Source organism: Agrobacterium bohemicum (assembly GCF_002896715.1).
GTDB classification, from domain to species: Bacteria; Pseudomonadota; Alphaproteobacteria; order Rhizobiales; family Rhizobiaceae; genus Agrobacterium; species Agrobacterium bohemicum.
This window is the reverse complement of the sequence record NZ_PGEL01000027.1, coordinates 570,173-596,040: the sequence shown is the minus strand read 5'-3', so window position 1 is coordinate 596,040 and position 25,868 is coordinate 570,173. Positions and strand designations below refer to the sequence as shown.

The window sequence follows — 25,868 nt, the reverse complement described above, 5'->3', positions numbered from 1 at the left end:
GTTATTCTACCAGTGTGGTCTGTCTGCTGCTTGAAGTGAATGTCTAGCACAAATAGCGCGCCCTGCATGCATTGCAAGGCGCGCTTGATGTCAATTCGTCGTGGTCGGCGCGGTCGTTGCCGGAGCATCGTCTGCAGGTGTCTGTTCGGTGGCACCCTCCGGCGGCTTGCCGAGAATGCGTGCGCGGATTTGCGGTTCGATATTATCAGGCAACGCCGCTTCCAGCTTGGCGACCAGGCCATCCAGGAACGGCTTGGATTTTGCCTGCGTCACCCATGTCGGCTGCGTTCTGACATCGACCAGCCAGTTCCAGAAGGCAACGGCGACCACCAACAGAAGAATGCCGCGTGCTGCGCCGAACAGGAAGCCTAAAGTGCGATCCAGTGCGCCAATGCGGCTGTCGATGATGAAATCGGCAATGCGCGACGTTATGAACGAAATGATGATGAGCGCGACGAGGAAGATGACACCGGCAGAACCGGCAATCGCGATCTTGTCGTCATCCGTGTAGTTGCGCGCATAGGGCAACAGCATCGGATAGAGATAATAGGCGGCTGCGACCGAACCACCCCAACTGGCGATGGACAGAATTTCACGCGAAAACCCTCGCACCATGGCGAGAACAGCGGAGAACAGGACAACGGCGAGAACGATGCCGTCGAAAATCGTAATGGGCATTTACCAACTCCGGAGNTCGCGACACTGAATGGAAGCGCCACTGTGCCAACTTTCGTTCCTCTTACACTAGCCGTTTAGCCAGCGAAAGGATCAATCTTAGTCTTCCTCAACCTGTCTGAACCGATTGCCTGAACCCGCGATGCGAGAGACAAGGTCCGGCAGGCTTTCAATCTCGGTCCAGCGCCCTTTGGAACCCTTCGGCAACTCAGCAGAGGCCGACGGCAAAAATGCGGTGGAAAAACCGAGTTTTTCGGCCTCTTTCAACCGTTGCCCCGTGTGCGACACGGGCCTGACCGCGCCCGACAGGCTGACCTCGCCGAAATAGACGCAATCGGCGGGCAGGGCAAGACCGGCAAGCGATGAAACCAGTGCAGAGGCAATCGCCATATCTGCCGCCGGTTCTGAAATGCGGTAGCCACCCGCGACATTCAGGTAAACATCGTGGCTTCCAAGCTTCACACCGCAGTGGGCCTCCAGCACGGCAAGGATCATGGCCAGCCGCGACGAATCCCAGCCGACCACGGCGCGGCGCGGCGTACCAAGCGATGTGGGCGCGACCAGAGCCTGTACCTCGACAAGCACCGGGCGCGTTCCCTCCATGCCCGCAAAGACGGCGGCACCCGGCGATTTCTCGTTACGTTCGCCCAGGAACAGTTCGGACGGATTGGAGACTTCGCGAAGACCCTTGTCCGACATTTCGAACACGCCGATTTCGTCGGTGGGGCCGAAGCGGTTCTTGACGGTCCGCAGGATGCGGTAATGATGGCCGCGATCGCCTTCGAAATACAGCACCGCATCCACCATATGCTCGACCACACGCGGACCTGCGATCTGCCCGTCCTTGGTGACGTGGCCGACGAGAACCATGGTGGCACCCGTCTGCTTGGCAAAACGGATCATGGCCTGAACGCCGGTGCGCACCTGGGTCACGGTTCCGGGTGCGGAATCAGCCGTATCGCTCCAAAGTGTCTGGATGGAGTCGATGATGATCAGATCCGGCCGCTTGCCCTCGGAAATCGTCGCCAGAATATCCTCGACATTCGTCTCGGCTGCCAAGAGAACATCGGTATCGGCAGCACCCAGACGCTGAGCCCGCAGCCGAACCTGCGCCACCGCCTCTTCGCCCGAGACATAGACGACGCGATGTCCGCGCCGAGAAAGGGCTGCCGCCGCTTGCATCAGCAGCGTGGATTTACCAATGCCGGGATCGCCACCGATCAGCACCGCAGACCCACGCACGAAACCGCCGCCGGTCGCCCGGTCCAGCTCGCTCATGCCGGTGGGAATGCGCGGCGCTTCCTCGATTTCACCGGACAGCGAGGTGAGGGTCACAGGCCGCCCCTTTTTCGGCGTCTTGCCCGGACCAGAGCCGATGCCGCCCATCGGATCTTCCTCGACGATGGTGTTCCACTCACCACAGCCCTCGCATTTACCCGCCCAGCGAGTGTGAACGGTGCCGCAGTTCTGGCAGATGAATTGTGTCTTGGCTTTGGCCATAAATGTCAGTTTTCTTCTTGTTTGAAGTCTTTAGGAGACAGGTGTCTGCGGCCATGCATGACACGCAAANTGCGTACGGTATCGGCCTCGATACGAAAATATATGCAGCGTTGCCTGTAAGGCAGCGCTTTCAGTCCTTGGGAAAGCTCATCGCGCGGTAGTCCCGGAAAACCACTGGCCGCAATCCATTCTATTTTTCTCGTTAGGTCTCTGATGAATGCAGCAGCCGTCATCGTGTCGTCGGCCGCTATCCAAAGAAACATCTCAAGAAGGTCTTGATCAGCGAGAGGGGAGTAAATTAGCTGCTTCGGTCTAATTGGCTCATTCCTCTTTTTATAATGGAATCAGCCCAATTGTCTGCGGTGGTGAACGTGAGGTATTCCCCACGCTCAAACTGCGCGTCCGCGTCCGCAATCATTCGCTTGAGTTCTTCTTGTTCACTTCCAAGTAACTGCAAGCTCGCGTGAACCACAGCATCCGCATCTTCGAATGCGCCAGCCTTCACCTGCTCATCAATGAACTTGCGATCCTGCTCGCTGAGATGGATTTCGGTCATTTCGATCTCCTTTTGTTCTCGTATAGCACAGGTCTTCGGCGCTTTCCAAGGGGCAAGAAAAGCTTCACTCGTCTTCGATCAGATATTGTCGCTCGTAGCGCAATCCAAGTCCCGTCAACATTTCGTAACCGATGGTTCCTGCCGCCCGCGCCACCTCATCCACAGGCACGTTGGGACCGAAAAGTTCGATGTAATCACCNGCGCGNATGGCGTTTGGCGGCACGTCCGTGACGTCGAAAATCGTCAGGTCCATCGTTACGCGACCCGCAACCGGCACCTCGTAGCCATTGATGAAGCCGTAAGCCCCGCCATAGCCCATTTCGCGCAGGGGAATGCCGGAACCCGAAAGGGAGCGGTGGTAGCCATCCGCATAACCGACGGATGCAATCGCCAATCGGCTGGCGCGCTTTAGAATGAAGGTGCCGCCATAGCTGACAGTCTGGCCTTCACCGGCATCACGGATCTGAATGATGCGCGCTTCGGCCTTTGCAACCGGGCGCATCGGGTTGGCCATCTCGCTGACGGCTTCACCACCATAAAGCGCGATACCCGGACGGGTAAGATCGAAGTGATAGTCTGGCCCCAGAAAGATGCCAGCGGAGGCCGAAAGACTTGATTCGATTCCTTCGAAGGCGGCGCTAACCTGCCGGAATGACTGAAGCTGTGCCTTGTTCATGGGGGATGATGGCGTGTCGGCGCACGCCAGATGCGATAGCACGAGGACAGGATCGAAGCTGGCAGGACGCGTCGTATCATCGGCCAGAAACAGCGCATCATGCAGCGGCAGGCCGAGCCTGTTGAAGCCCGTATCGACATGCAGTGCGAAGGGGTGGTCTCCGCGCTCCGCCAGTGTGCCCATCCAGAAGGAAAGCTGTTCTTCCGATGCTATGACCGGCACGAGATCATTGTTGAAANCCTGCCGCTCCTGTCCCGGCCATATACCGGAAAGGACGAAAATGCGTGCTTCCGGTGCATGTGGACGCAGCGTTTCGCCCTCGGCAACGGTGGCGACAAAGAAGTCCCGCGCACCCGCATGATAAAGCGTCGCACCGCAATCCTCGATCCCCATGCCATAGGCATCCGCCTTGACCACGGCACTGGCCCGCGCCTTTCCGGAACGTTTGGACATGGCGCGCCAGTTATCGGCAAGCGCGACAAGATCAACGGTCACACGAAGCGGCGCGGTGTCGAACGCATCGGTTTCAGTCTCGGAAAAGCTGTCGTCGAAGTCGTCTGTCATAATTCTGCACCGCTGAAAANTATGGCCATGATCTATCAGTGTTGTTGAAGACGCTCATGACGGATCTGGTCAAATTTCGTCTATCCACAATGTCTCGAGTCACGACGTTTGTGGAATCCAATTGTGAGCCGCTATGGCCAAGCCACTGAAATGACTCTGCCCCACTCTGGCTAAAGCGGGGCAGTGTTCGGATCAATGTTCTTCGTATTGCGTAAACGATGGATCGGCCAGATCCGCAAAGCGGGTGAACTCCGCCTGGAACGCAAGCTTCACCGTGCCCGTCGGTCCGTGACGCTGTTTGGCGATGATGACGTCGGCCGTGCCTTTGACCTTGTCGAACAGAGCTTCCCATTCGGCATATTTCGGGTCGGAAATATCGCGCGGTTCCATGTTCTTGACGTAATATTCCTCACGGAACACGAACAGCACCACGTCCGCGTCCTGCTCGATGGAGCCCGATTCACGAAGGTCGGAAAGCTGCGGGCGCTTGTCTTCTCGGCTTTCCACCTGACGGGAGAGCTGTGAGAGCGCGATGATGGGAACGTTGAGTTCCTTGCCCAACGCCTTCAGGCCGGTGGTGATCTGGGTGATTTCCTGCACGCGGTTTTCGCCGCCCTTGCCGGAACCCGTCATCAGCTGAATATAGTCTACCACCAGGCAATCGAGGCCACGCTGGCGCTTGAGGCGGCGCGCACGGGCGGAGAGCTGGGCGATAGAGATACCACCGGTCTGGTCGATATAGAGCGGCACCTTCTGCATCATCTGGCTGCACGCCACCAGCTTTTCGAAATCGGCCTCAGTGATTTCACCACGGCGGATTTTCGAAGACGACACCTCGGTTTGTTCGGAAATAATACGCGTTGCCAGCTGTTCGGACGACATTTCGAGCGAATAGAAGCCGACAACGCCGCCGTTCTTCGCCTTGTAAGAGCCATCCGGCTGCACTTCCTGCTCGTAGGAGGCGGCAATATTATAGGCGATGTTGGTGGCAAGCGAGGTCTTGCCCATACCGGGACGTCCCGCAAGCACGATCAAGTCGGAGCGCTGCAAGCCACCCATGCGGCCATCCAGAGAGTGGATGCCGGTGGAGATGCCAGAGAGATTGCCGTCACGCTCGAATGCTGCACCGGCCATGTCGATGGCAAGAGAAACAGCATCGTTGAACGACTGGAAGCCGCCGTCGTAACGACCGGTTTCAGCCAGCTCGAACAGGCGGCGTTCGGTATCTTCGATCTGCGTCTGCGGCGGCATATCCAGCGGCGCGTCATAGGCAATGTTGACGACGTCCTCACCGATCTGGATCAGCGCACGGCGTAGCGCGAGGTCGTAAATGGCGCGCCCATAATCTTCGGCGTTGATGATGGAGACTGCGTCCGACGCAAGGCGCGCAAGATACTGCGCAACCGTCAGGTCGCCGATCTTGCCGTCTGCGGGCAGGAACGTCTTGATGGTAACCGGGTTGGCGGTTTTGCCCATGCGGATGATATCGCCAGCGACCTCGAAAATCTTGCGGTGAAGCGGCTCGTAGAGATGCACGGGCTTCAGAAAGTCGGAAACGCGGTAATAGGCATCGTTGTTGACGAGAATGGCACCCAGCAGTGCCTGTTCCGCTTCGATGTTGTTCGGCGCTTCGCGGTAGAGCGGTTCAGCAGCCGGGGCGGGGGTGATCTTCCTCACAGCGTCGTTCATGGTTTNCTGTGATCTCCCTTGAGGCTGGTTCGGAGCCTTCGTTTCTTGCAAGCCTGCCGGTTTGAAGCGAGCGGCAGCGGCAGTCAAGGACAATGCGGCAACAGTGGCGTGCAGGCTTGCCGGAACGGTAGCAAGCGGCCTCACAAATTGTGTTGTCAACAGTAATCCACAGGCTGATCCGTGAGCGTCATGACCACGGAAACGAATCGGTTTCCACCCGCCATGAGTTTACGGCATGGCTGCTATTTCAACAAAGCCTCTTGCATATTCCTGATCACGAAAATAAATAGGGATGAAATAGGTAGCGTGCTAATTGTAAGGTCTAATTACTTGTCCCGTGCGACTGAAAANGAGCAGCTTTTCGATGAGATGGCGGCGTTCAACCGAAAGCTCAGATCCTTCTTCGATGCCAGAGTGGCGGAGCAGGGGCTGACACTTGCCCGCGCCCGGGCGCTTTTTGCTCTGTCGCGCCGAGGACCGCTGACGCAAANGGAGCTTGCCGAGGAGCTTGAAATAGAGACGCCAACGCTCGTTCGCGTGCTGGATGCGATGGAGAAACAAANCCTCATTGAGCGGCGTTCTGACGAGATCGACCGCCGGGCAAAGCGCATTCACATGACGCCAGATGGTGTAACGACATTCGAGGATGTGCATATGCAGGCGAAATCCATGCGCGCCGACATCGCTGCCGATGTTTCGACCGACGACATCAGCGCCGCCCTGGACGTCGTTCGCCGCCTGTCCGCCAACCTGCAAAACCTCGCTGGCGAAAAGGTGCAGTCGTGAGCAATGCCATTTCGAACATTCAGGACGCTCAAGACGAGGTATCTGAACAGGTGCCGGAAGCACCGGCCACACCCGCGCCACCTGCGGAAAAATCCTTCTTCGCGAAGCTGCTTTACATCGCCGCCGGTCTGTCGTTCTTCGTAACGCAGGGCATGGGCATGAACATAGTCATGGCCAATATCTACCAGTTGCAGGGCGAGTTTTCGGCAACGATTGCGGAAGTCGCCTGGCTGTCGGCGGCCTATATGGCACCTTACGCCACCTTCTCCATCGCGCTGTTCAAGGTGCGCCAGCAATATGGGCTGCGTCCCTTTGCGGAAATCAGCATCATCTGTTTCGTGCTGGCCTCCTGTCTCAACCTCTTCGTGACGGATCTGCATTCCGCCATCGTCGTGCGTTTCGTCAGCGGCATGGCGGCAGCACCCCTGTCGTCGCTCGGCTTTCTCTATATTCTCGAAGCGTTTCCTGTACAGCGCAAGCTAACGCTGGGCCTCAGCATCGCGTTGACAGGCACGCTTCTCTCCGCACCGCTCGCACGCATTATTTCACCTGAATTACTGGATATCGATGGCTGGAAGGCACTTTATACGATGGAGGTCGGGCTTTCTCTGGCCGTGCTGCCCATCATCTATCTTTNGCCGCTAACGCCACCACCGCGTGCCAAGGTCATAGAGCGCATTGATATAGTGAGTTACCTGCTGTTTGCCGGTGGCCTCGGCTGTCTCGCGGTATTCCTCACGCTCGGCCGCTTCTACTGGTGGTTCGAAACGTGGTGGCTTGGCGTCCTGTTGGCGACCTCCATCGGCCTTCTTGCCCTGATGACGATGATCGAGCTTCCCCGAAAAANTCCGATGCTGGATTTGCGCTGGATATTCTCCCGCACCAACCTGCATCTGATCGCGATCCTGTTGATCTACCGTGCTGTGTCCTCGGAGCAATCCTCCACCGCTGTCAGCCTCTACCAGCAACTGGGCATCCTGAACGAGCAGACTGGGGGGCTCTATGCGCTCATCATTGTGGCGACACTGCTCGGCGGTGGTCTGTGCGCGCTGTTGATGCTGACGAAATATGTCGATACCGCCCATGTCATCGCGTTGACGCTGATTGCATTGGGTGCCTTCATGGATAGCGGTCTGACAAATGTCGTGCGGCCAGAACAGATGTATCTGAGCCAGGCCATGATAGCCTTCGGTGCGGCCATGTTCCTGCCGCCGGTTATGGCGAAGGGGTTTGGCGCAGCCTTGGCGAAGGGCCCACCTTACCTGGTCAACTTCATCACCATCTTCCTGTTTACGCAGATTACGGGCTCCATGTTGACAACCGGTCTTCTCGGTTCCTTCGTGACGCTGCGGGAAAAATTCCATTCGAATATTCTGGTGGAAAGCATTCTGTTGCAGAACCCGCAGGTGGCGCAACGCGTCAGCCAGTTGTCTGCCGGCTACAGCCACGTCATCACCGATGCGGCATTGTTGAAGGCAGAAGGTCTTTCTTTGCTTGGCGCGCAGGTTACGCGCGAGGCCTATATTCTGGCTTATAACGACACGTTCCTGCTGATTTCAGTTTGTGCCGCTGCTGCTCTTGTCATGCTTTNGCTTCATCTTGCATGGTTACGTCTCAAGTCTCTGCTGAAAAGCGAAGACGAGACCGTGGCCGCACCTCAATCCTGATTGTCCCGAGATATAAAAATGCTGAAAAAANTATTCACGCCTCTTACTCTCATCGTTCTTCTGGGCGGCGTCGCCGGTGTGGCGCTGGTGCTTTACGCATGGCGGCTGCCGCCGTTTTCCAGCTCCGTGGAAATGACCGATAACGCCTATGTGCGCGGCTATGTCACGACCATGAGCCCGCAGGTCAGCGGTTATGTCGTCGATGTGCCGGTGAAGGATTATCAGGAGGTCAAGCAAGGGGACCTTCTGGCGAAGATCGATGACCGCATCTTCCGCCAGAAGCTGGCACAGGCGCAAGCATCTCTGGATAGCCAGAAGGCAGCATTCGACAACTCCCGCCAGCAGGAGATAGCGGCAAAGGCTAATATCGCTTCTGGTGAAGCGGCAGTCGATGGCGCACAAGCCTCTCTCAAGCAGGCGCAGCTTGCCTCTGACCGTCAGGATAGTCTTGTCCGCAGTGGTGCGGGAATATCCAGCGTGCAGGAAGAAGCGCAGGCCAATCTGGATAAAGCGCGCGCCGGTCTTTCCCAATCCAAGGCAGCGCTCGAGGTTGCACGACAGGATCTCCAGACCATCATCATTAACAGAGGTTCGTTGCAGGCGGCCGTCGCCAATGCGGACGCAGCCATCGAGCTGGCCAAGATCGATCTGCAAAATACGGAAATCCATGCGCCAAGGGACGGCAAGCTCGGCGAAGTCGGCGTTCGCGTAGGCCAGTATGTTGCAGCCGGTACGCAGCTGATGGCGGTCGTGCCGCATGATATCTGGGTCGTTGCCAACTTCAAGGAAACGCAGCTTGCCGGAATGGAAGCAGGGCAGGTGGTTTCGATTTCCGTCGATGCCCTGCACCGCAGGAAGCTGACGGGCAAGGTAGAGCGCTTCGCCCCCGCTGCTGGCTCCGAATTCGCGGTCATCAAACCGGATAACGCCACGGGCAACTTCGTGAAGATCGCCCAGCGTCTTGGCGTGCGCATCTCCATTGATCCGGACCAGCCGCTGGCTGCCGAGCTTTCGCCGGGCATGTCCGTGGTGGTGCGAGTCGATAAGGGCGTCGCACCGGCCGGTGCTGAAACGGTTCGGAAATAGCGGCCGGGTGGGGTATCCGGCAACGTCACAACATCCCACTCAAAAAATAAAAAAAGTTTTCTCCACGCTCAATCAACCCATGACTACAATCTCTCCACGTCCGCAGCCGCAATGTGTCGCGAAACATTTGGCGGAGCGGCGTGGTGGCTGGCTGTAGACGTGCAGCCAGACACTAGGAACGGTGGACCCAGCCACCTCGACCCGAGGACCATTCACGGCTTCGGAAACTCGAGGCGGTCAGGTTTCACCGGAGACTGCATATCAAACTCAAGCCGGGTCATGTACGATCCGGCTTGAGCAAGACGACAGGGGCCACGCAAATGCGGAGCCAACGACAAACACCAAACCAAAGACATATCCGCATTTGCGTGTGTTCTCGGGTCGAGGTAAAGCAAGCCACGGGTGCAGAGCGCCGCGTGAATGGCGAAGCTTGGTTTTCGGTTGAGCCGATTTATTACATCAATTGTTGCCGTGCCGGATGGGGCTCACCCCCCTCTGTCCTGCCGGACATCTCCCCCACAAGGAGGGAGATCGGCTGGGCGCTCTGACACCCCTTCACTCTCGACGCTAGAGATGGCCGGGAGGTTGCCGCGATTTGATCTCCCCACCTGTGGGGNAGATGCCCGGCAGGGCAGAGGGGGNTAGGCCCCACCCGCTACCCGCCAACATCCCCCCTAAANCCCAAAANCCCCGGATGTTGCCATCCGGGGTTTCTGTTTCAGTCAATCAGGCCAGAGACGATTATTCGTCGTCGCCTTCGCCGTTGAATTCTGCGTCTGGATCAAAGAAGTCTTCTGGGCGAAGAGCGTCTTCGTCAACGCCGTAGATGGCGTCAGCGGATGTGAGGCTTTCGCCCTTGGCCTGACGCTCTGCTTCTTCAGCCGAACGGGCAACGTTCAGTTCAACCTGAAGCTCGACTTCGGCATGCAGGTGAAGCGTTACGTTGTGCAGACCGATGGTCTTGATCGGTGTGTTGAGTTCGACCTGGTTGCGGCCGATGTTGAAGCCTTCAGCGCCGAGGATTTCAACAACGTCACGGGCAGCAACAGAGCCGTACATCTGGCCGGTTTCGCCAGCGGAACGAACAACGATGAAGCTCTTGCCAGCCAATGCGTCGGCAACGGTCTGTGCTTCGGACTTGCGCTCAAGGTTACGAGCTTCGAGCGTTGCGCGCTCGGATTCGAAACGGGTCTTGTTGGCAGCGTTGGCGCGAAGTGCCTTGCCGTGTGGCAGCAGGAAGTTACGTGCGTAGCCATCGCGAACCTTTACGGTTTCGCCCATCTGGCCAAGCTTTGCGATGCGTTCGAGAAGAATGACTTCCATCTTCTTGATCCTTTCTAGGGTTTGGTTTCTTTATTGTCAGGGTTCCGTGGTGGCGTGAGGGAGATCGTGCTGCGCACGTCGCTCAAACCAAGCACAAGAATGATGAGCAGCGGAAAGACGAAGACCGCCGATATGTAAGCCAGAACCAGAACCGGCCAGCGCCAGTCCTTGCCCTTGGAACGATGGTGCAGGGAGGCATAGCCCGCCATGACGAAGCCTGCGCCGAAGGTGCCGCAGACGACAGCGCCAACCATCGCCACGGTGCCGCCGAGAAAGGTCAGGACAATGCCGCCGAGGAAANTGAAGATCGCATTGCGGTGCATGCGCAGTGCCGCTGCGATATCTTCACGCGGGCGCAGGCCCTTGCCGAAGGAGCGAACCGCACGGCTGGCGAAATAATAGGCCGCAAACAGCATCATGACCCAGAGACCGCCCTGAACCATCGGCAGCATCAGCACCAGAAGTGTTTTCGTCTGCGCAAGTGCCGTCGCATCCGGTGTGAAAGATGATTCGCGCGTTTGCACCGAAGTCATCATCATATCGACCAACTGCGAGACGAGGTCTGGGCCATAACCGATCATCGTGCCGAGGACGATAACGGACACGGTGATGAGCGCGCAGAGATGCAGAACGATGCCAGAAAGTGGATACCATGCCATCAGATCGTCAGGGCCACCCAACTCTGATGCCGGACGCGCCAGATTGGCAAGGTGAGACAGCCAGCCAGCCGGGATCAGCGTAAAAATCGCGATCGTCACGGCAAAGATGGGAGAGACGGCGAGGGCGCCGAGGAAAGCTGCCGACAGAATGGCGATGATGGCAGAGACATTACCCCAACCCAGCCCGGCAACGAGAACCGGCATGGCGGAGGCGGCATAAAGCAGGAAAGACATGGACGACTGTGCGGTTGCGCCGAGCGTTAGGAACGCTGCGCATATGCCGGCTAGAATGCCGGGAATCAGCACTGTCTGGTTCAATTTTGGCAATTCGCTGTCCTGCTGAACTTTGTAGCAGTTAGAGGATGGTCCGTCAGAACCGCGTCCCCAACATGGGTTTNCATTTCAAGATCGATCCACGCCCAACGCGGAAGGATGTCGTCATGGAGGAAACGAGGCCGCGCAAAAGCGCAGCCTCGTAAAGTCGATTAGGTCAGAACGTATGGCAGCAGGCCGAGGAAACGAGCGCGCTTGATCGCCTGAGCGAGTTCGCGCTGCTTCTTCTGTGAAACAGCTGTGATACGGGAAGGAACGATCTTGCCACGCTCGGAAATGTAGCGCTGCAGAAGACGTACGTCCTTGTAGTCGATCTTCGGAGCGTTTGCGCCGGAGAAAGGGCACGTCTTGCGACGGCGGTGGAACGGGCGGCGTGCCTGGGAAGAAGATGCGTCAGCCATTATATATGCTCCTTATGCACGGTCTTCGCGCGGACGGCGCGGACGGTCTTCACGGTCGCCGAAGCCACCTTCGCGAGGTGGACGAGGACCACGATCGAAGCCGCCTTCACGCGGGCCACGGTCAGGACGGTCGCCATCGCGGCGCGGACGGTCGTCACGGTCGCGCTTCTGCATCATTGCAGATGGGCCTTCTTCGTGGGCTTCCACGGAGATGGTCATGTAGCGAAGAACGTCTTCGTTGATGCGCATCTGGCGCTCGATTTCGTGGATAGCCGGTGCCGGAGCATCGATGTCCATCAGAGCGTAGTGAGCCTTGCGATTCTTCTTGATGCGGTATGTCAGGGACTTGAGGCCCCAGTTTTCGACGCGTCCGACCTTACCGCCGTACGATTCGATAACGCCCTTGTACTGCTCGACAAGTGCGTCGACCTGCTGGGCAGTGATATCCTGCCGGGCAAGGAAGATGTGTTCGTAAAGAGCCATTTAAGCTTTGCCTTTCTTGCGTTTCATTCATCACCCGGCAACGGCGCTAAGCCTCAACGACTGCTCCTGTTCGGCAAAAGCCAAGGGCAAGAAAAGCGTTGTTCGAGACGGTCGAGAGCGGAGACACGGGAGGCCGGAAACCTTATGGTCCTGCTGTTTCGTCGCCGAAACCAGCCCTCCGTTCAGCCACCAGCCAATTGGACCGGGTGTTGTGAACAGCGCGCTTATACGGATTTCTCACCGTAATGCAAGCGCGCTGCCCGAAAANGCACGGTTTGCGTGCTGTTAGATCGGCATCGGGTATTGCCGGTGAATGTCGGCAATGCCCTTCTGGACCTCATCCGAAAGCGTGACATCCGCCGCTGCGATATCCGTCTTCAACTGCTCCATTGTCGTCGCACCAATGATGGAGGACGCCATGAACGGGCGTGACAGCGTGAAGGCGATGGCGAGTTGCGCCGGGTCCAGACCGTGTTGGTAGGCCAGTTCCAGATACGCCTTGACCGGCGCTTCCTGCAATGGTTGCAGGCGTCCACCGATATCCTGGTTGATGCTAGCGCGCGACCCTTCGGGGCGGCCACCGTTCTGATACTTGCCGGTCAGAATGCCGCCAGCCAATGGCGAGTATGCCAGAAGGCCGACATTTTCGTGGTGGGACACTTCGGCCAGGTCCAGATCGAACGACCGGTATAGCAGGTTATATTCGTTCTGGATGGATGCGACGCGCGGAAGACCATTCGCTTTCGCGATATCGATGTATTTCTGCGTACCCCATGCGCTTTCATTGGAAAGGCCGATGGCGCGGATTTTACCAGCCTTGACCAGTTCGCCCAGTGTTTCCAGCTTTTCGGTGATTTCGGACAGCGTCTTTTCGGTGTTCTGCGTCGAGGCGTCAAAACCCCAGACACCGCGGAAATGATATGTACCGCGGTTGGGCCAGTGGATCTGATACAGGTCGATATAGTCGGTCTTCAGCCGTGCAAGGCTGGTATCGACGGCTTCGCGAATCGAGGCTGCATCGATATCGCGACCGCCCCTGATATAATCGCGCCCCGAGCCGGCGACCTTGGTAGCCAGAACGACGTCGGCGCGTTTGCCGGATTTCTCGAACCATGTGCCGATATATTCCTCGGTGCGCCCCTGTGTTTCCGCAGAGACTGGTGTCGTTGGATAAAGCTCGGCCGTATCGAAGAAGTTGACGCCATGTTCGATGGCATAATCCATCTGTTCATGGGCTTCCGCTTCGCTGTTCTGCGTACCCCATGTCATCGTGCCAAGGCAGATTTCGGACACGGAGATACCCGTGGTGCCTAACGTATTGTGCTTCATGGAAATGTCTCGTTTTGCTTGGAAGGTGGGTGGAAAGTAGTGCGGAATTGGGCCAGCGCAAGGAAAAACAATCCACTAATTCCATAGTTACATCTCTTGCGGAACGTTTTGACGCTCAAGGGTAGCAATTCAGCTCTTTTTATTGCAAAAACGGGGATGCTTTTCCCTTTTTGCGCGCAACCATCTTCCACGGCATGCATTGGGGTTTCGATCATCAAACCAGCGCGGAGGACCGTGAATGACAGACAACGCAGCAAGTGCGCCACCGGCAACCCTTGACGATAAGGCCGTACCACCAACGACCGGACGATGGAAACTGATCGGTCCCGGCATTGTGGCCGCGGCAACTGGCGTCGGCGCGGGCGACCTCGTTGCCACGCTGATTGCCGGTTCCCGATTCGGCTATGCACTGTTGTGGGCCGCCGTTATCGGCTGCATCGTAAAGATCGCTCTGGCTGAAGGTTCCGCCCGCTACCATCTGGCGACTGGCTCCACCATGCTCGAAGGCTGGCGGTCGCTGGGCAAGTGGACCAGTTGGTATTTTGGCATCTACATCATGGTCTGGGGTTTCGTGTATGGCGCAACGGCCATGAGTGCCACGGCATTGCCGCTCGCTGTCTTCTTCCCTTCCGTGCCGCTTNGGATATGGGCCGTGCTGACCGGGCTTTCCTGCGCTGCCTTCGTGGCCTTCAATCGCTACGACGCATTCGAAACCGTCATGAAGATTTTCATCGGCATCATGTTCGTCATCGTGATCGGCATTGCCATCATGGTCTCGCCGAATGTGGGTGAAGCCGTGACGGGCCTTATTCCGTCCATACCCGAGGGATCGGCCATCTATACACTTGGCCTCATCGGCGGCGTTGGCGGCACCATCACCATGGCGTCCTATGGATATTGGGTAAATGCCAAGGGCTGGCGCACACCGGCCTGGATGGGTGTGATGCGGCTGGATAACCGTGTCGCCTATATCGTCACCGGCATGTTCGTCGTCGCCATGCTCATCATNGGCGCCGAGTTGCTCTATGCGTCGCAAATTGCGCTTTCGACGGGTGATCGTGGCCTTCTCGATCTCGACCGTGTGCTGGAAGAGCGATTCGGCAGCACCATGTCGACACTGTTTCTGATCGGTTTCTTCGCGACTGCGATCTCGTCGGTGCTGGGCGTCTGGCAGGGCGTGTCCATGCTGTTTGCGGATTTCGTGCGCGGCATCAAGGGTGAAACCGGCTCTCGCGAAGGCTTGGAAAAGACGCCTGCCTTCCGTTTCTATCTCTTCTGGCTGACGATCCCGCCCATGACGCTGCTGTTCCTCGGGCGTCCGTTCCTGCTCGTCATTATCTATGGTGCGCTCGGAGCCTTCTTCATGCCGTTTCTGGCGCTAACGCTGATCTGGCTGCTCAACTCGTCGCGAGTGCCGAAGGAGTGGCGTAGCGGTTGGCTTTCCAACGGTTTGCTTGGTATTTCTGCCCTGCTGTTCATCGTTCTGTGCATCAGTGAAGTGGTCGGGCTGTTTACGCGGTGAAGCGTCGATTACGGGGTGTGAGAGGTGGACAGACACTTGGCGCACCCCGCAAAGCCTTGACTCTGCGGGACGGAGTGTGAATGGAAGTCCCNAAGAACATAAGAGAAGGGATGGATCCCATGGCTATTGCATTCACATTTCCAGGTCAGGGCAGCCAGGCTGTCGGTATGGGCAAGGAGCTTACCGACAATTTCGCAGAGGCCTGCGCGGTTTTTGACGAGGTTGACGAGGCGCTTGGTCAGAAGCTTTCCGACATCATGTGGAACGGTCCAGAGGAAACGCTGACGCTGACTGCAAATGCGCAGCCAGCATTGATGGCGGTTTCCATTGCCGTCATGCGTGTGCTGGAAGCCCGTGGCCTGAAGCTTGCGGATAAAGTCTCCTATGTTGCCGGCCATTCGCTGGGCGAATACTCAGCGCTGTGTGCTGCCGGAACATTCTCCCTTTCAGATACAGCGCGCCTGCTGCGCATTCGCGGCAATGCCATGCAGGCTGCCGTTCCCGTCGGGCAGGGCGCGATGGCTGCCATCATCGGCCTGGAGCATGGTGATGTCGATGCTATCTGCACGGAAGCTGCCGTCGGTGGCGTCTGCCAGATTGCCAATGACAATGGCGGTGGCCAGCTGGTCATCTCTGGCTCAAAAGATGCTGTCGAAAAAGCAGCGGCACTCGCATCAGAAAAAGGTGCCAAGCGCGCCATCATGCTGCCGGTATCGGCGCCTTTCCATTCTGCCCTGATGGCACCTGCCGCCGAAGCGATGCGCGAAGCTCTGGCCAGCGTTGAAAAGCACAACCCGGTCGTTCCAGTCATCGCCAATGTGCGTGCCGCTCCGGTATCGGATGCGGACGAGATTGCAAAGCTGCTGGTCGAGCAGGTCACGGGCCAGGTTCGCTGGCGCGAGACGGTGGAATGGTTTGCGGCAAACGATGTGACGACATTGTATGAGATCGGTTCAGGCAAGGTGCTGACCGGTCTTGCCCGCCGTATCGACAAGACGGTGAATGGCATTACTATCAATACGCCTGCCGATATCGATGCCGCTCTGACAACACTTCTCGGCTGAGTTCTAAAGATAGACAAAGGATAAACATCATGTTTGATCTGACAGGCCGCAAGGCTCTCATTACAGGTGCCACCGGCGGCATTGGCGAAGAAATTGCCCGCACGCTGCATGCGCAGGGCGCTATCGTCGGCCTCCACGGCACACGTGTCGAAAAGCTGGAGGCGCTGGCCTCCGAACTTGGCGACCGCGTCAAGATTTTTCCGGCCAACCTTGCCGACCGCGCTGAAGTGAAGGCGCTGGGCGAAAAGGCAGAAGCCGAGTTGGGTGGCGTCGACATTCTCGTCAACAATGCCGGCATCACCAAGGACGGCCTGTTCGTTCGCATGAGCGATGAGGACTGGGACAACGTTCTCGAAGTCAACCTGACCTCGATGTTCCGCCTGACGCGTGAACTGACGCACCCGATGATGCGCCGCCGTTTCGGCCGCATCATCAACATCACCTCCATCGTCGGCGTGACGGGTAACCCCGGCCAGGCGAATTACTGTGCGTCCAAGGCTGGCATGATTGGCCTGTCCAAGTCGCTGGCGCAGGAAATCGCCACACGCAACGTCACCGTCAACTGCGTTGCCCCCGGCTTCATCGAAAGTGCGATGACGGGAAAGTTGAACGATAAGCAGAAAGAAGCCATCATGGGTGCCATTCCCATGAAGCGCATGGGCACCGGCGCGGAAATCGCCTCTGCCGTTCTTTATCTTGCCTCCAACGAAGCAAGCTATATGACTGGCCAGACGTTGCACGTTAACGGTGGCATGGCGATGATTTAAGAATCGTCCCGTCTGGGTGCGGTGTTGGAAAATTGCCTGTAGAGCAAGATGGTTAGCACTATTTNAAGGCTTTTTTCCCGCAGGAAACCGTGTTAAGCGGGCGAAGACTGTGAACAGTCGTCCCGGAACCAAAGGCGACCGTTGCGATTTCTTAGCGCGATGTTTAGCTTGATCCGGGTTGAACGGGTTTGCCCACGGTACCTCCAAANGGTATTTGGGGATTTTAACAGGGCAGGGTGTCTGAAGAGGGCATTCCTTTCAAAGTAAAGGTCGAGGAAACCGACATGAGCGATATCGCAGAACGCGTAAAGAAAATTGTAGTTGATCATCTTGGCGTTGACGCCGAAAAAGTCGTCGAGGGCGCAAGCTTTATCGACGATCTGGGCGCCGACTCGCTCGACACCGTTGAACTGGTTATGGCGTTCGAAGAAGAATTCGGCGTTGAAATTCCAGACGACGCAGCTGACTCGATCCTGACTGTGGGCGACGCTGTCAAGTTCATCGAAAAGGCTCAGGCCTAATCGCTTGAAATGCCAAGGGAAGGCATCTGCCTTCCCGATATGGCCCGGCCAGTCCGGGCCAATATTTNATCTTGAGATGCTCTGCTTTATAAAGGGGCGTTGCAAGGTCGAGGCGCCATGCTTTCATCTGAAGGCATATGGACGCGCGCGATTACGAAATCTACGCATTGCCTCTTGCGAAAATCGCTTCTGGTTTTCGGGCCGATGCGCTAGCGATGATAGGGTTAGGGCGGAGCATTGGCGATGAGACGTGTCGTTATCACCGGTACCGGCATGGTATCTCCTCTTGGATGCGGAACGGAAATTACCTGGGAACGGCTTTTGGCTGGCCAGAACGGTGCTCGTCTCGTAACCGAGTTCGAGGTCGAAGATCTCCCTGCGAAAATTGCATGCCGCATTCCCGTCGGTGACGGTTCCAATGGAACGTTCAATGCCGATGACTGGATGGAGCCCAAAGAGCAGCGCAAGGTCGACCCCTTCATCGTTTACGGCATGGCCGCAGCCGAGATGGCATTAANTGATGCGGGCTGGCACCCGATGACCGGTACCGACGAAGATCAGATCATGACAGGTGTCCTGATCGGTTCCGGCATTGGTGGCCTCGAAGGTATTGTCGAGGCTGGTTATACGCTGCGCGACAAGGGCCCACGCCGCATCTCTCCTTTCTTCATTCCAGGCCGTCTGATCAATCTGATTTCCGGTCAGGTTTCCATTCGCCACAAGCTGCGCGGACCCAACCATTCCGTCGTCACGGCCTGCTCCACCGGCGCACATGCCATTGGTGATGCCGCTCGTCTGATTATGTGGGGCGATGCGGATGTCATGGTGGCAGGTGGCGCGGAATCGCCTGTCTGCCGCATCTCGCTTGCCGGTTTNGCCGCATGCAAGGCGCTGTCCACCCAGCATAATGACGACCCGCAAAAGGCTTCACGCCCCTATGACCGCGATCGCGATGGTTTCGTCATGGGCGAAGGTGCTGGCATCGTTGTTCTGGAAGAGTTGGAACATGCAAAGGCACGCGGTGCAAAGATTTATGCCGAAGTCGTCGGCTACGGCCTCTCCGGTGACGCGTTCCACATCACGGCTCCATCAGAAGATGGTGAAGGCGCTTACCGCTGCATGTCCATGGCGTTGAAGCGAGCCGGCCTGACGCCTGCTGATATCGACTACATCAATGCCCACGGCACATCGACCATGGCCGACACGATCGAGCTTGGCGCTGTGGAGCGTCTGGTTGGCGATGCGGCGTCTAAGATTTCCATGTCTTCCACCAAGTCGGCAACGGGCCACCTGTTGGGTGCAGCCGGTGCCATCGAGGCAATTTTCGCCGTTCTCGCCATTCGCGACAACATCGTGCCGCCAACACTCAATCTCGATAATCCCGATGTCGAGACACAAATCGATCTGGTGCCGCACAAGGCGCGCAAGCGTACCGTCAATGTCGCGCTGTCCAATTCCTTCGGTTTTGGCGGCACCAACGCGTCGCTGGTTCTTCGCCGTTACGAAGCTTGAGGTCGATCGGCTCTTGCCGTTTCGTCAGGAATCGCAGAAAACCATCCTGTTTCCCGGTGTAACAACCGGGATAATTGCCGTGCTGCCTGTTCAGGCGGCTTCAAATTTTGGAAACGCGCTTGTCCCTGCAAAGGGCATGCATCGATGTTTCCTTATGTACCAAGTGCAGATTAGCCTGCCGAACCTGTTTTNGCCGCATTGCCTGCTCACATAAGCCGCTGTAATGCCGAACTGAAAAGGACCGCCGGTGAGCGATACGAGAGATGACAAACAGGCCCCTTATGGACGTGAAGGCTCGAGTGAGAGCAAAGGCGGCCCGATCATTCCGAAATCACCGACAGAGGCACTGAGACCCGAGCGTGTTCCGGCCCCGCCGAAGCGCTCCCGCAAGGCCCATAGCCAGCTTGTGATTTTCCTCAACTTCCTCATGACGCTGGTGGTTGCCGTCTGCGTGGTCGGTATTGCCGCCTTCTATTACATGATCAATTCGTTTCATGAGCCGGGTCCGCTCGAACTCAATAAGACGATTACGGTTCGCAACGGCGCCGGTCTTGTCGAAATCGCCAATAATCTGGAGCGCGAAGGCGCGATCTCCAATGCCCGCATCTTCCGCCTGATGGCAGACCGTTACATGTCGCCGAGCCAGACGCCGAAGCCCGGCGAATATGAAGTCAAAGCCCGCACATCGATGAAGGACATTCTGGCACTGCTGGAATCCGGCAAGTCCATTCTCTACTCTGTGTCCATGCCGGAAGGCCTGACCGTCAAGCAGATGTTCACGCGTCTTGCGGCTGACACGACGCTTGAGGGCGATTTGCCAGCGCAACTGCCAGCAGAAGGCTCATTGCGGCCTGACACCTATCCTTTCACGCGTGGCACCAAGCGCGAAGAAATCGTCAACCAGATGCGCGCCGCCCAGACGCGGCTTGTTCAGGCGACCTGGGAACGTCGCGACCCGGATCTGCCGATCAAGACCATTGAAGAATTCGTCACGCTGGCGTCCATCGTGGAGAAGGAAACCGGCAAGGATGACGAGCGCGGTCATGTTGCATCGGTGTTCTACAATCGCATGAAAAAGAACATGCGCCTGCAGTCCGATCCGACCATCATCTACGGATTGTTCGGCGGCGAGGGTAAACCTGCGGACAGGCCGATCTACCAGTCCGATCTGCAAAANGAGACACCTTTCAACACCTACATCATCCGTGGCCTGCCGCCGCATCCGATTGCCAATCCGGGACGTGCAGCGCTCGAAGCGACGGCCAATCCCTGGCGCACCGACGACCTCTATTTCGTTGCAGATGGGACTGGCGGTCACACCTTTGCCAAGACGCTGGACGAGCACAACGCAAATGTCCGACGCTGGCGCAAGATAGAGGCTGAGCGCACTGCCAATGGCGGCGTGCCTGAAACGGTGGTGGATGGTCAGCCGGATGGATCGCAGGCGGAACGGCCTCGCAGTAATTGATTTGAACGACCGCTGCTGCCCCGATGGGGCGGCAGCTTTTCATTTGGGGATATATTCAATGGCATTGCAATCCATGACAGGCTTTGCACGGACCGAAGGGGCGTGCGGGCGTTATCGCTGGGCGTGGGAGCTCCGCTCCGTCAATGGAAAAGGGCTCGATCTGCGCCTGCGATTGCCACCGGGCATGGAAGCACTGGAGATGGCGTTGCGCGACATTGCATCCAAGAGCTTTTCTCGCGGCAACATTCAGGCAGGACTGAGCGCATCCGCATCCGAAGTGAAGATGGAAGCAGTGGTCAATCGCGACGCTCTTGATGCCGTTCTGGCGCTCAAGCGTGATCTTGGCGATGCTGTCAGCGACGCGCCCTTGAGCTTCGATACGCTGCTTTCGGTGCGTGGCCTGGTCGAGTTTCGAGAGCCGGAAGAGGGTGCAGACGCGCAGGAAGCCCGCAATCGCGATATCGTCGATGGCTTCACGGCGGCGGTTGCCGCATTGAAGACGATGCGTGAGCGCGAAGGCGATCTTCTGTTTGGCATTCTCGCCAGCCACATCGATAAAATAGAGCAACTGACTGGAATCATCGAGGCAGACCCCTCCCGTCAGCCTGAGCAGATCAGAGCGCGCCTCGCGACCCAGATCGCCTTGATTGGTGACGGCAATGCCCTTGATAGCGACCGCCTGCACATGGAAGCCGTTCTGCTCGCGACCAAGGCTGACTTGCGCGAAGAAATCGACCGTTTGATGGGCCATGTGGCTGCCGCGCGAGAGCTTTTGAGCAGCGGCGTGCCAGTTGGACGCAAGTTGGACTTTCTTGCACAGGAATTNAACCGGGAGTCGAATACAATCTGTTCCAAATCCAATGCCAGTGCTGTAACCGCTGCTGGTATCGAATTGAAAGTCGTGATCGATCAATTCCGCGAACAGGTCCAAAATCTGGAGTAGACCCCATGGCGTCCGCCAGCATTCCTCCCGTCCATATCGCCCGCAGGGGCCTGATGCTGGTTATTTCGTCACCGTCGGGGNCAGGCAAATCCACCATTGCACGCAACCTGCTGGAGAAGGACAAGAATATCAGCCTGTCGGTCAGCGTCACCACCCGGGCGCGGCGTCAGAGCGAAATTGACGGCATTCACTACCACTTCATTTCCAAGCGCGAGTTCGAGCGTCTACGCGACAGCGAGGCTTTGCTGGAATGGGCGGAAGTGCACGGCAATTATTACGGTACACCACGTGAAGCAGTCGAAGTCGCCATGGCCGAAGGCAAGGACATGCTGTTCGACATCGACTGGCAGGGCGCCGAGCAACTTCAGGACAAGATGAAAGCGGACGTCGTTTCGATCTTCATCCTGCCTCCGACGATGACCGAGCTGCAATCACGCCTTCACCGCCGCGCTGAAGACACCGAAGAAGTTATCCAGACCCGCCTTGCCAATTCCCGCTCCGAAATCGAGCATTGGCGTGACTATGACTACGTCATCCTCAATGACGATTTGCAGGCCGCATTCGAAGCGATCGAAGCCATCGTCAAAGCCGAACGCGTCCGCCGCGACCGCCGCCATGGCATGTTCGATTTCGTGCGCGAGTTGTTGGAAGAAGTGCCAGCGTTGCCTGTGCGGTAGGCGGCCCGCATCGATCGCTTGAATTTTTGTAGATGGAAGTCTATGTATATCCATGCTGGATATACGGAGCCTTGCCATGACGACTTCTACGGTTTTCCTCAGTAATCGAAGCCAAGCGGTAAGGCTGCCCAAAGCCGTCGCTTTTCCTGAAGACGTGCATCAGGTGGACATCCTTAAAATTGGCCGCGCGCGTGTCATCGTACCTCACGGCAAGAGATGGGATGATTTATTTGCATCTGGACCAAGAGCAAGCGACGATTTTCTGACCGAACGTGAGCAGCCGTCATCCGAAGAGCGCGAGTCCTTTTGATGCTGACATACATGCTCGATACAAATATCTGCATCTACGTCATGAAAACATATCCGCCTGAGCTTAGGGACAAGTTCAACGCTATAGCGGAACAGTTGTGCATATCGAGCATCACCTTGGGCGAGCTTTGTTACGGGGCGGAGAAATCAGCCCGCCGAAATGAAAATCTGGTTGCGATAGAGAACTTTGTATCGAGGCTTGATGTTTNGCCATTTGCCGATAAGGCAGCTGCGCATTACGGACAAATCAGAGCTGAGTTGGCGCGTGCCGGAACGCCATGCGGGGTGCACGATATGCAGATTGGCGGTCACGCGCGTAGCGAAGGCCTCATCGTCGTAACCAATAATATGCGGGAATTTGTACGCATGCCGGGGCTGCGAGTGGAAAACTGGGTTTAGTTTCCAGTCTGACCAAGCATATTCGCCAGTCTCACGAACTCTTCCACCGACAATGTCTCGGCCCGTCTCGTAGGGTCGATCCCTGCTTTTTCCAATAACGCCTCGCCACCGATGGATTTTACGCTTTGGCGCAGCATCTTGCGGCGCTGGCCGAAGGCGGCCTCGGTGACTTTTTCGAGGTTGGCCACGTCGCAAGGAAACGGTTTGTCCTTGGGCAGCAGGTGCACGACGGTCGACGTCACCTTGGGCGGCGGGCTGAAGGCTTGGGGCGGTACGTCGAAGGCCATCTCCGGCACCGTACGCCAGCCTGTGAGAACGCCGAGGCGACCGTAATGATTGTCGCCTTCTTCCGCCACGATTCGCTGTCCGACTTCTTTTTGAAACATCAGGGTCAGTGACAGCCAGAAGGGCGGCCATTGTTTTGGCAGCAACCAGTTGATCAGCAGTTGGGTTCCGACGTTGTAAGGAAGGTTTGCGATGACGCGGACGGGTTCGTCCTTGGGCACCAAGGTCTCGAAATCAACCTTGAGCGCATCGCCCTCGATGACTTCGAGGCGGCCTGGATAGTGATCTGAGATTTCGGCAAGCGCGGGCAGGCAGCGACTATCGCGTTCCACGGCAATAACCTTTTTNGCACCGAGCGACAGGATGGCGCGGGTTAGTCCGCCGGGGCCGGGGCCGACCTCAAATACGGTAACGCCGTCGAGAGGGCCTGCTGTGCGCGCAATCTTCTGCGTCAGATTGAGATCGAGCAGGAAGTTCTGACCGAGCGATTTCTTCGCATCGAGGCCGTGGCGCTGGATGACATCGCGCAGTGGCGGAAGGCCGTCGATAGCCGCCATTACGCTGTCACCTGACGTGCCGCAATCTCAGACGCCATCTTCAAGGCTGCAACGAGGCTGGACTCGTTGGCAATGCCTTGTCCGGCGATGCCGAAAGCCGTTCCGTGGTCGGGCGATGTTCGAATGAAGGGCAAGCCGAGTGTAATGTTGACGGAATCATCGAACCCCAGCGCTTTAGCGGGGATCAACGCCTGATCGTGATACATGCAGACCGCCACGTCATAGCGCCTGCGGGCAGCCTCATGGAACATCGTATCGGCAGGAAGAGGGCCGAATGCATCGATGCCGTCCTTGCGCAGTTGGATCGTGGCGGGATGAATGATGTCGCGATCCTCAATGCCGATTGCGCCGTCTTCACCCGCATGCGGGTTCAAGCCTGCGACTGCGAGGCGAGGAGCTTCGATACCGAACTTGTCTCTAAGACCAGCAGCAATAATGCGGCAGGTTTCGATGATCAGTTCTTCCGTGAGTGCGGCTGGGACGTCTTTGACCGGGATATGGATTGTCACGGGCACGACGCGCAGCTTCGGCCCGGCTATCATCATGACGGGTTTACAGACCCGACCGGTCAGCTTGTTGGCAAGCTCTGCCAGAAATTCGGTATGGCCGGGAAAACCGAAGCCCGCCTCATACAGCACCGATTTCGCGATTGGGTTGGTGACAACTGCCGACGTGCGTTTTTCAACGGTCAGCGAAACCGCTGTCTCGATCGCCTTGATGGTGGAGAGTGCCGCGCCGACATGCGGTTGACCGACCTGTACTTCAAAGCCGACAGGAATGGGAAACACGGGCAAGGCATCAGGGAAAATGGACGTTGTCTGCTCGGGCTCGCAAATTGTCACGTTAGCGTTGATGCCGAGAAGATGGCCCCTGCTGGCAATGACATCGGGATCGCCGACCAGAATAAAAGGCGGCAGGCCGAACTCTTTACGTTTTGCCCAAGCGACAAGAGTAATATCCGGGCCGATCCCGGCGGGATCGCCCTGGGTGAGGGCGATAGGCAATTGTTGCGAGGTCACAAAAGGCACTTTCACGTCAGGTGCTGGTAATCTGGGCTTTCTTCCGCAGCTCTTCGAGATATTTCTTCTCGTTGGGATTTTCGCCCTTTTCAGCCTTCATCAAATCTTCCGAACGGAAANCGACTTCCGCCGCGTAATCGTCAGACACCTGCTGCTTTTTGCAGACGGCCAGATACTCCACGCCTTTTTCCGTCACGCGTGTGCCAGTGGTGCCACCTTCAGCCGTCTTTTCAACCAGAGGCTTCCAGTCTGGTGGCAATTCCGGCTCGAGCATGCGCCCGAGATCCTTGATCGACACGTCCAGCATCGTCGCTGCAAAGGTCTTTGCCTGTTCGCAGCCGGGATAGCGCTTGCGGGAAGCTTCGGCCTCCGACTTACGTTTGCCGGTAATGGAATTGCGCTTGGCTTCGGGAATAACGAAAATCACCTGCTGCAGGAAATACTCGTTCGTCACAGGTTTACTGCCGCGTTCTTTCAACCGCGTCACGAAATCCTGCGTCGACATCTTGTTTCGACCGCCATAACGGGCGTTGACCAGCCGAGGCCAGCTCATCTGGACGGCAATGAAGGATTTGAAATGCTCAGCGCCGACACCGGCCTGGGCGAGAACCTTGGTCAACTGATCCGTGGTCATCTTGTTCGTGGAAGCGAAGCGGGCAAATGACGCGTCGACGTCTGCGGTGCTGACCGACATCTTGACGCGCGCGATTTCTTCACGCTTCAACGCCTCATCTATCAACTGCTCACGGGCTTTTGCAGGGAGGTTGCCGGACTGGCGCTGCAATTTCAGAAAAGCAGCACGTTTCGCAATATCGTCACTGGTGATCGCTGTCTTGTTGACCACGACTTTGACGGTGGTTGCGGCCGCGGCCTGCTGCGCTGGAAGCGCGATGACCATAGGAACTGCGAAAATCGCAAAGGCGAATGCAACACTGCGCAACGCCGTCTTTCCGAAATTCATCCTGTTCTCTCCCTGTCGACACGTCGTTTCGCACTGGCGACGACTTTGCTTTTAAACATCTCAAACTACCGGATGAAGCGGATATCCTCGCTCGTCAACCAAGAAGTCAGATTTTGCTGCGGTTTTACTGTGGGCGC

At 57.3% G+C, this 25,868-nt stretch carries 27 protein-coding genes; 13 read left to right on the top strand and 14 right to left on the bottom strand.

What is annotated here, in order from left to right; genetic code table 11:
• Window positions 1–90: 90 nt before the first annotated feature.
• The 6 genes from CUC55_RS18400 to CUC55_RS18375 all read right to left on the bottom strand — a co-directional run bounded on the left by CUC55_RS18400 (window position 91) and on the right by CUC55_RS18375 (window position 5,660).
• Window positions 91–678, bottom strand: a complete 588-nt coding sequence (locus CUC55_RS18400) for a CvpA family protein (RefSeq protein ID WP_067643966.1) — start codon at window positions 676–678, stop codon at window positions 91–93.
• A 96-nt stretch (window positions 679–774) separates the two neighbouring features.
• The gene (radA, locus tag CUC55_RS18395; RefSeq protein ID WP_067643963.1) at window positions 775–2,175 is read right to left on the bottom strand and encodes a DNA repair protein RadA; all 1,401 of its coding nucleotides are present in this window, start codon (window positions 2,173–2,175) and stop codon (window positions 775–777) included.
• Window positions 2,176–2,180: 5 nt separating this feature from the next.
• Window positions 2,181–2,438, bottom strand: a complete 258-nt coding sequence (locus CUC55_RS18390; protein ID WP_103088731.1) for a type II toxin-antitoxin system RelE/ParE family toxin — start codon at window positions 2,436–2,438, stop codon at window positions 2,181–2,183.
• Between the two features lie 35 nt (window positions 2,439–2,473).
• The gene (locus CUC55_RS18385) at window positions 2,474–2,731 is read right to left on the bottom strand and encodes a type II toxin-antitoxin system ParD family antitoxin (protein ID WP_067643960.1); all 258 of its coding nucleotides are present in this window, start codon (window positions 2,729–2,731) and stop codon (window positions 2,474–2,476) included.
• Between the two features lie 64 nt (window positions 2,732–2,795).
• Complete coding sequence (alr, locus tag CUC55_RS18380; RefSeq protein WP_103088730.1) at window positions 2,796–3,971, bottom strand: alanine racemase; 1,176 nt, start codon at window positions 3,969–3,971, stop codon at window positions 2,796–2,798.
• 192 nt (window positions 3,972–4,163) lie between these two features.
• Complete coding sequence (locus CUC55_RS18375) at window positions 4,164–5,660, bottom strand: replicative DNA helicase (protein WP_067643954.1); 1,497 nt, start codon at window positions 5,658–5,660, stop codon at window positions 4,164–4,166.
• Between the two features lie 330 nt (window positions 5,661–5,990).
• Here CUC55_RS18375 and CUC55_RS18370 point away from each other — a divergent pair, with 330 nt between their 5' ends.
• From CUC55_RS18370 to CUC55_RS18360, 3 genes are all read left to right on the top strand, one after another.
• Window positions 5,991–6,446: a MarR family winged helix-turn-helix transcriptional regulator gene (locus tag CUC55_RS18370; protein ID WP_103088729.1), complete on the top strand. Its 456-nt coding sequence runs from the start codon at window positions 5,991–5,993 to the stop codon at window positions 6,444–6,446.
• 8 nt (window positions 6,447–6,454) lie between these two features.
• On the top strand, window positions 6,455–8,113 hold the full coding sequence (locus CUC55_RS18365; RefSeq protein ID WP_425352875.1) for an MFS transporter: 1,659 nt from the start codon (window positions 6,455–6,457) through the stop codon (window positions 8,111–8,113).
• A gap of 18 nt (window positions 8,114–8,131) precedes the next feature.
• A complete protein-coding gene (locus CUC55_RS18360) occupies window positions 8,132–9,199 on the top strand; it encodes an HlyD family secretion protein (protein ID WP_103088728.1) in 1,068 nt (355 codons plus the stop codon).
• Between the two features lie 741 nt (window positions 9,200–9,940).
• Here the strand turns inward: CUC55_RS18360 and rplI are convergent.
• The 5 genes from rplI to CUC55_RS18325 form a co-directional block, all read right to left on the bottom strand.
• The gene (gene rplI, locus CUC55_RS18350; protein WP_067643944.1) at window positions 9,941–10,522 is read right to left on the bottom strand and encodes a 50S ribosomal protein L9; all 582 of its coding nucleotides are present in this window, start codon (window positions 10,520–10,522) and stop codon (window positions 9,941–9,943) included.
• A 14-nt stretch (window positions 10,523–10,536) separates the two neighbouring features.
• Window positions 10,537–11,508 (bottom strand): DUF2232 domain-containing protein, encoded by a 972-nt coding sequence (locus tag CUC55_RS18345; RefSeq protein WP_103088727.1) that lies wholly within the window; start codon window positions 11,506–11,508, stop codon window positions 10,537–10,539.
• A gap of 158 nt (window positions 11,509–11,666) precedes the next feature.
• Window positions 11,667–11,915: a 30S ribosomal protein S18 gene (gene rpsR, locus CUC55_RS18340; protein WP_067643937.1), complete on the bottom strand. Its 249-nt coding sequence runs from the start codon at window positions 11,913–11,915 to the stop codon at window positions 11,667–11,669.
• Between the two features lie 12 nt (window positions 11,916–11,927).
• The gene (gene rpsF, locus CUC55_RS18335) at window positions 11,928–12,398 is read right to left on the bottom strand and encodes a 30S ribosomal protein S6 (RefSeq protein ID WP_067643934.1); all 471 of its coding nucleotides are present in this window, start codon (window positions 12,396–12,398) and stop codon (window positions 11,928–11,930) included.
• Between the two features lie 285 nt (window positions 12,399–12,683).
• Window positions 12,684–13,727 carry an aldo/keto reductase gene (locus CUC55_RS18325; protein ID WP_067643931.1) on the bottom strand — a complete coding sequence of 348 codons (1,044 nt, stop codon included), beginning with the start codon at window positions 13,725–13,727 and terminating at the stop codon, window positions 12,684–12,686.
• Window positions 13,728–13,965: 238 nt separating this feature from the next.
• Between CUC55_RS18325 and CUC55_RS18315 the strand changes: the two genes are divergently transcribed.
• From CUC55_RS18315 to vapC, 10 genes are all read left to right on the top strand, one after another.
• Entirely contained in the window at window positions 13,966–15,249 is a 1,284-nt protein-coding gene (locus CUC55_RS18315; protein WP_103088725.1) for an Nramp family divalent metal transporter, read from the top strand.
• A gap of 119 nt (window positions 15,250–15,368) precedes the next feature.
• Complete coding sequence (fabD, locus tag CUC55_RS18310) at window positions 15,369–16,313, top strand: ACP S-malonyltransferase (RefSeq protein WP_067644277.1); 945 nt, start codon at window positions 15,369–15,371, stop codon at window positions 16,311–16,313.
• Between the two features lie 29 nt (window positions 16,314–16,342).
• Window positions 16,343–17,080 carry a 3-oxoacyl-[acyl-carrier-protein] reductase gene (gene fabG / locus CUC55_RS18305; protein WP_067643925.1) on the top strand — a complete coding sequence of 246 codons (738 nt, stop codon included), beginning with the start codon at window positions 16,343–16,345 and terminating at the stop codon, window positions 17,078–17,080.
• Between the two features lie 284 nt (window positions 17,081–17,364).
• Window positions 17,365–17,601 (top strand): acyl carrier protein, encoded by a 237-nt coding sequence (locus CUC55_RS18300; RefSeq protein ID WP_006727438.1) that lies wholly within the window; start codon window positions 17,365–17,367, stop codon window positions 17,599–17,601.
• Between the two features lie 243 nt (window positions 17,602–17,844).
• Window positions 17,845–19,113 (top strand): beta-ketoacyl-ACP synthase II, encoded by a 1,269-nt coding sequence (gene fabF / locus CUC55_RS18295; RefSeq protein WP_103088724.1) that lies wholly within the window; start codon window positions 17,845–17,847, stop codon window positions 19,111–19,113.
• Window positions 19,114–19,360: 247 nt separating this feature from the next.
• Window positions 19,361–20,581: an endolytic transglycosylase MltG gene (mltG, locus tag CUC55_RS18290; RefSeq protein ID WP_103088723.1), complete on the top strand. Its 1,221-nt coding sequence runs from the start codon at window positions 19,361–19,363 to the stop codon at window positions 20,579–20,581.
• A 58-nt stretch (window positions 20,582–20,639) separates the two neighbouring features.
• Window positions 20,640–21,524 (top strand): YicC/YloC family endoribonuclease, encoded by an 885-nt coding sequence (locus tag CUC55_RS18285; protein WP_103088722.1) that lies wholly within the window; start codon window positions 20,640–20,642, stop codon window positions 21,522–21,524.
• 5 nt (window positions 21,525–21,529) lie between these two features.
• The gene (gene gmk, locus CUC55_RS18280; protein WP_103088721.1) at window positions 21,530–22,201 is read left to right on the top strand and encodes a guanylate kinase; all 672 of its coding nucleotides are present in this window, start codon (window positions 21,530–21,532) and stop codon (window positions 22,199–22,201) included.
• A 76-nt stretch (window positions 22,202–22,277) separates the two neighbouring features.
• The gene (gene vapB, locus CUC55_RS18275) at window positions 22,278–22,511 is read left to right on the top strand and encodes a type II toxin-antitoxin system VapB family antitoxin (protein WP_067644274.1); all 234 of its coding nucleotides are present in this window, start codon (window positions 22,278–22,280) and stop codon (window positions 22,509–22,511) included.
• Window positions 22,511–22,909 (top strand): type II toxin-antitoxin system tRNA(fMet)-specific endonuclease VapC, encoded by a 399-nt coding sequence (gene vapC / locus CUC55_RS18270; protein WP_103088720.1) that lies wholly within the window; start codon window positions 22,511–22,513, stop codon window positions 22,907–22,909. Before vapB ends, vapC begins: the two co-directional genes overlap by 1 nt.
• On the opposite strand, the gene rsmA is transcribed toward vapC, so the two are convergent.
• From rsmA to CUC55_RS18255, 3 genes are read right to left on the bottom strand one after another with little or no spacing between them, the layout of a single operon-like run.
• Window positions 22,906–23,751, bottom strand: a complete 846-nt coding sequence (gene rsmA, locus CUC55_RS18265) for a 16S rRNA (adenine(1518)-N(6)/adenine(1519)-N(6))-dimethyltransferase RsmA (protein WP_067643906.1) — start codon at window positions 23,749–23,751, stop codon at window positions 22,906–22,908. The two genes, vapC and rsmA, sit on opposite strands and share 4 nt — an antisense overlap.
• Window positions 23,751–24,770, bottom strand: coding sequence for a 4-hydroxythreonine-4-phosphate dehydrogenase PdxA (pdxA, locus tag CUC55_RS18260; RefSeq protein WP_082760139.1), 1,020 nt, complete (start codon window positions 24,768–24,770; stop codon window positions 23,751–23,753). The genes rsmA and pdxA overlap by 1 nt, the downstream gene beginning before the upstream one ends.
• A gap of 16 nt (window positions 24,771–24,786) precedes the next feature.
• Entirely contained in the window at window positions 24,787–25,731 is a 945-nt protein-coding gene (locus CUC55_RS18255) for a SurA N-terminal domain-containing protein (protein WP_103088719.1), read from the bottom strand.
• Between the last annotated feature and the right edge of the window lie 137 nt (window positions 25,732–25,868).

Excerpts from the sequence above, each read along its gene's own strand:
- CUC55_RS18400 (WP_067643966.1), bottom strand. The coding sequence starts at position 678 with ATGCCCATTACGATTTTCGACGGCATCGTTCTCGCCGTTGTCCTGTTC.
- rplI (WP_067643944.1), bottom strand. The coding sequence starts at position 10,522 with ATGGAAGTCATTCTTCTCGAACGCATCGCAAAGCTTGGCCAGATGGGC.
- CUC55_RS18375 (WP_067643954.1), bottom strand. The coding sequence starts at position 5,660 with ATGAACGACGCTGTGAGGAAGATCACCCCCGCCCCGGCTGCTGAACCG.
- CUC55_RS18325 (WP_067643931.1), bottom strand. The coding sequence starts at position 13,727 with ATGAAGCACAATACGTTAGGCACCACGGGTATCTCCGTGTCCGAAATC.
- CUC55_RS18385 (WP_067643960.1), bottom strand. The coding sequence starts at position 2,731 with ATGACCGAAATCCATCTCAGCGAGCAGGATCGCAAGTTCATTGATGAG.
- fabD (WP_067644277.1), top strand. The coding sequence starts at position 15,369 with ATGGCTATTGCATTCACATTTCCAGGTCAGGGCAGCCAGGCTGTCGGT.
- radA (WP_067643963.1), bottom strand. The coding sequence starts at position 2,175 with ATGGCCAAAGCCAAGACACAATTCATCTGCCAGAACTGCGGCACCGTT.
- rpsF (WP_067643934.1), bottom strand. The coding sequence starts at position 12,398 with ATGGCTCTTTACGAACACATCTTCCTTGCCCGGCAGGATATCACTGCC.
- rpsR (WP_067643937.1), bottom strand. The coding sequence starts at position 11,915 with ATGGCTGACGCATCTTCTTCCCAGGCACGCCGCCCGTTCCACCGCCGT.
- CUC55_RS18300 (WP_006727438.1), top strand. The coding sequence starts at position 17,365 with ATGAGCGATATCGCAGAACGCGTAAAGAAAATTGTAGTTGATCATCTT.
- vapB (WP_067644274.1), top strand. The coding sequence starts at position 22,278 with ATGACGACTTCTACGGTTTTCCTCAGTAATCGAAGCCAAGCGGTAAGG.
- fabG (WP_067643925.1), top strand. The coding sequence starts at position 16,343 with ATGTTTGATCTGACAGGCCGCAAGGCTCTCATTACAGGTGCCACCGGC.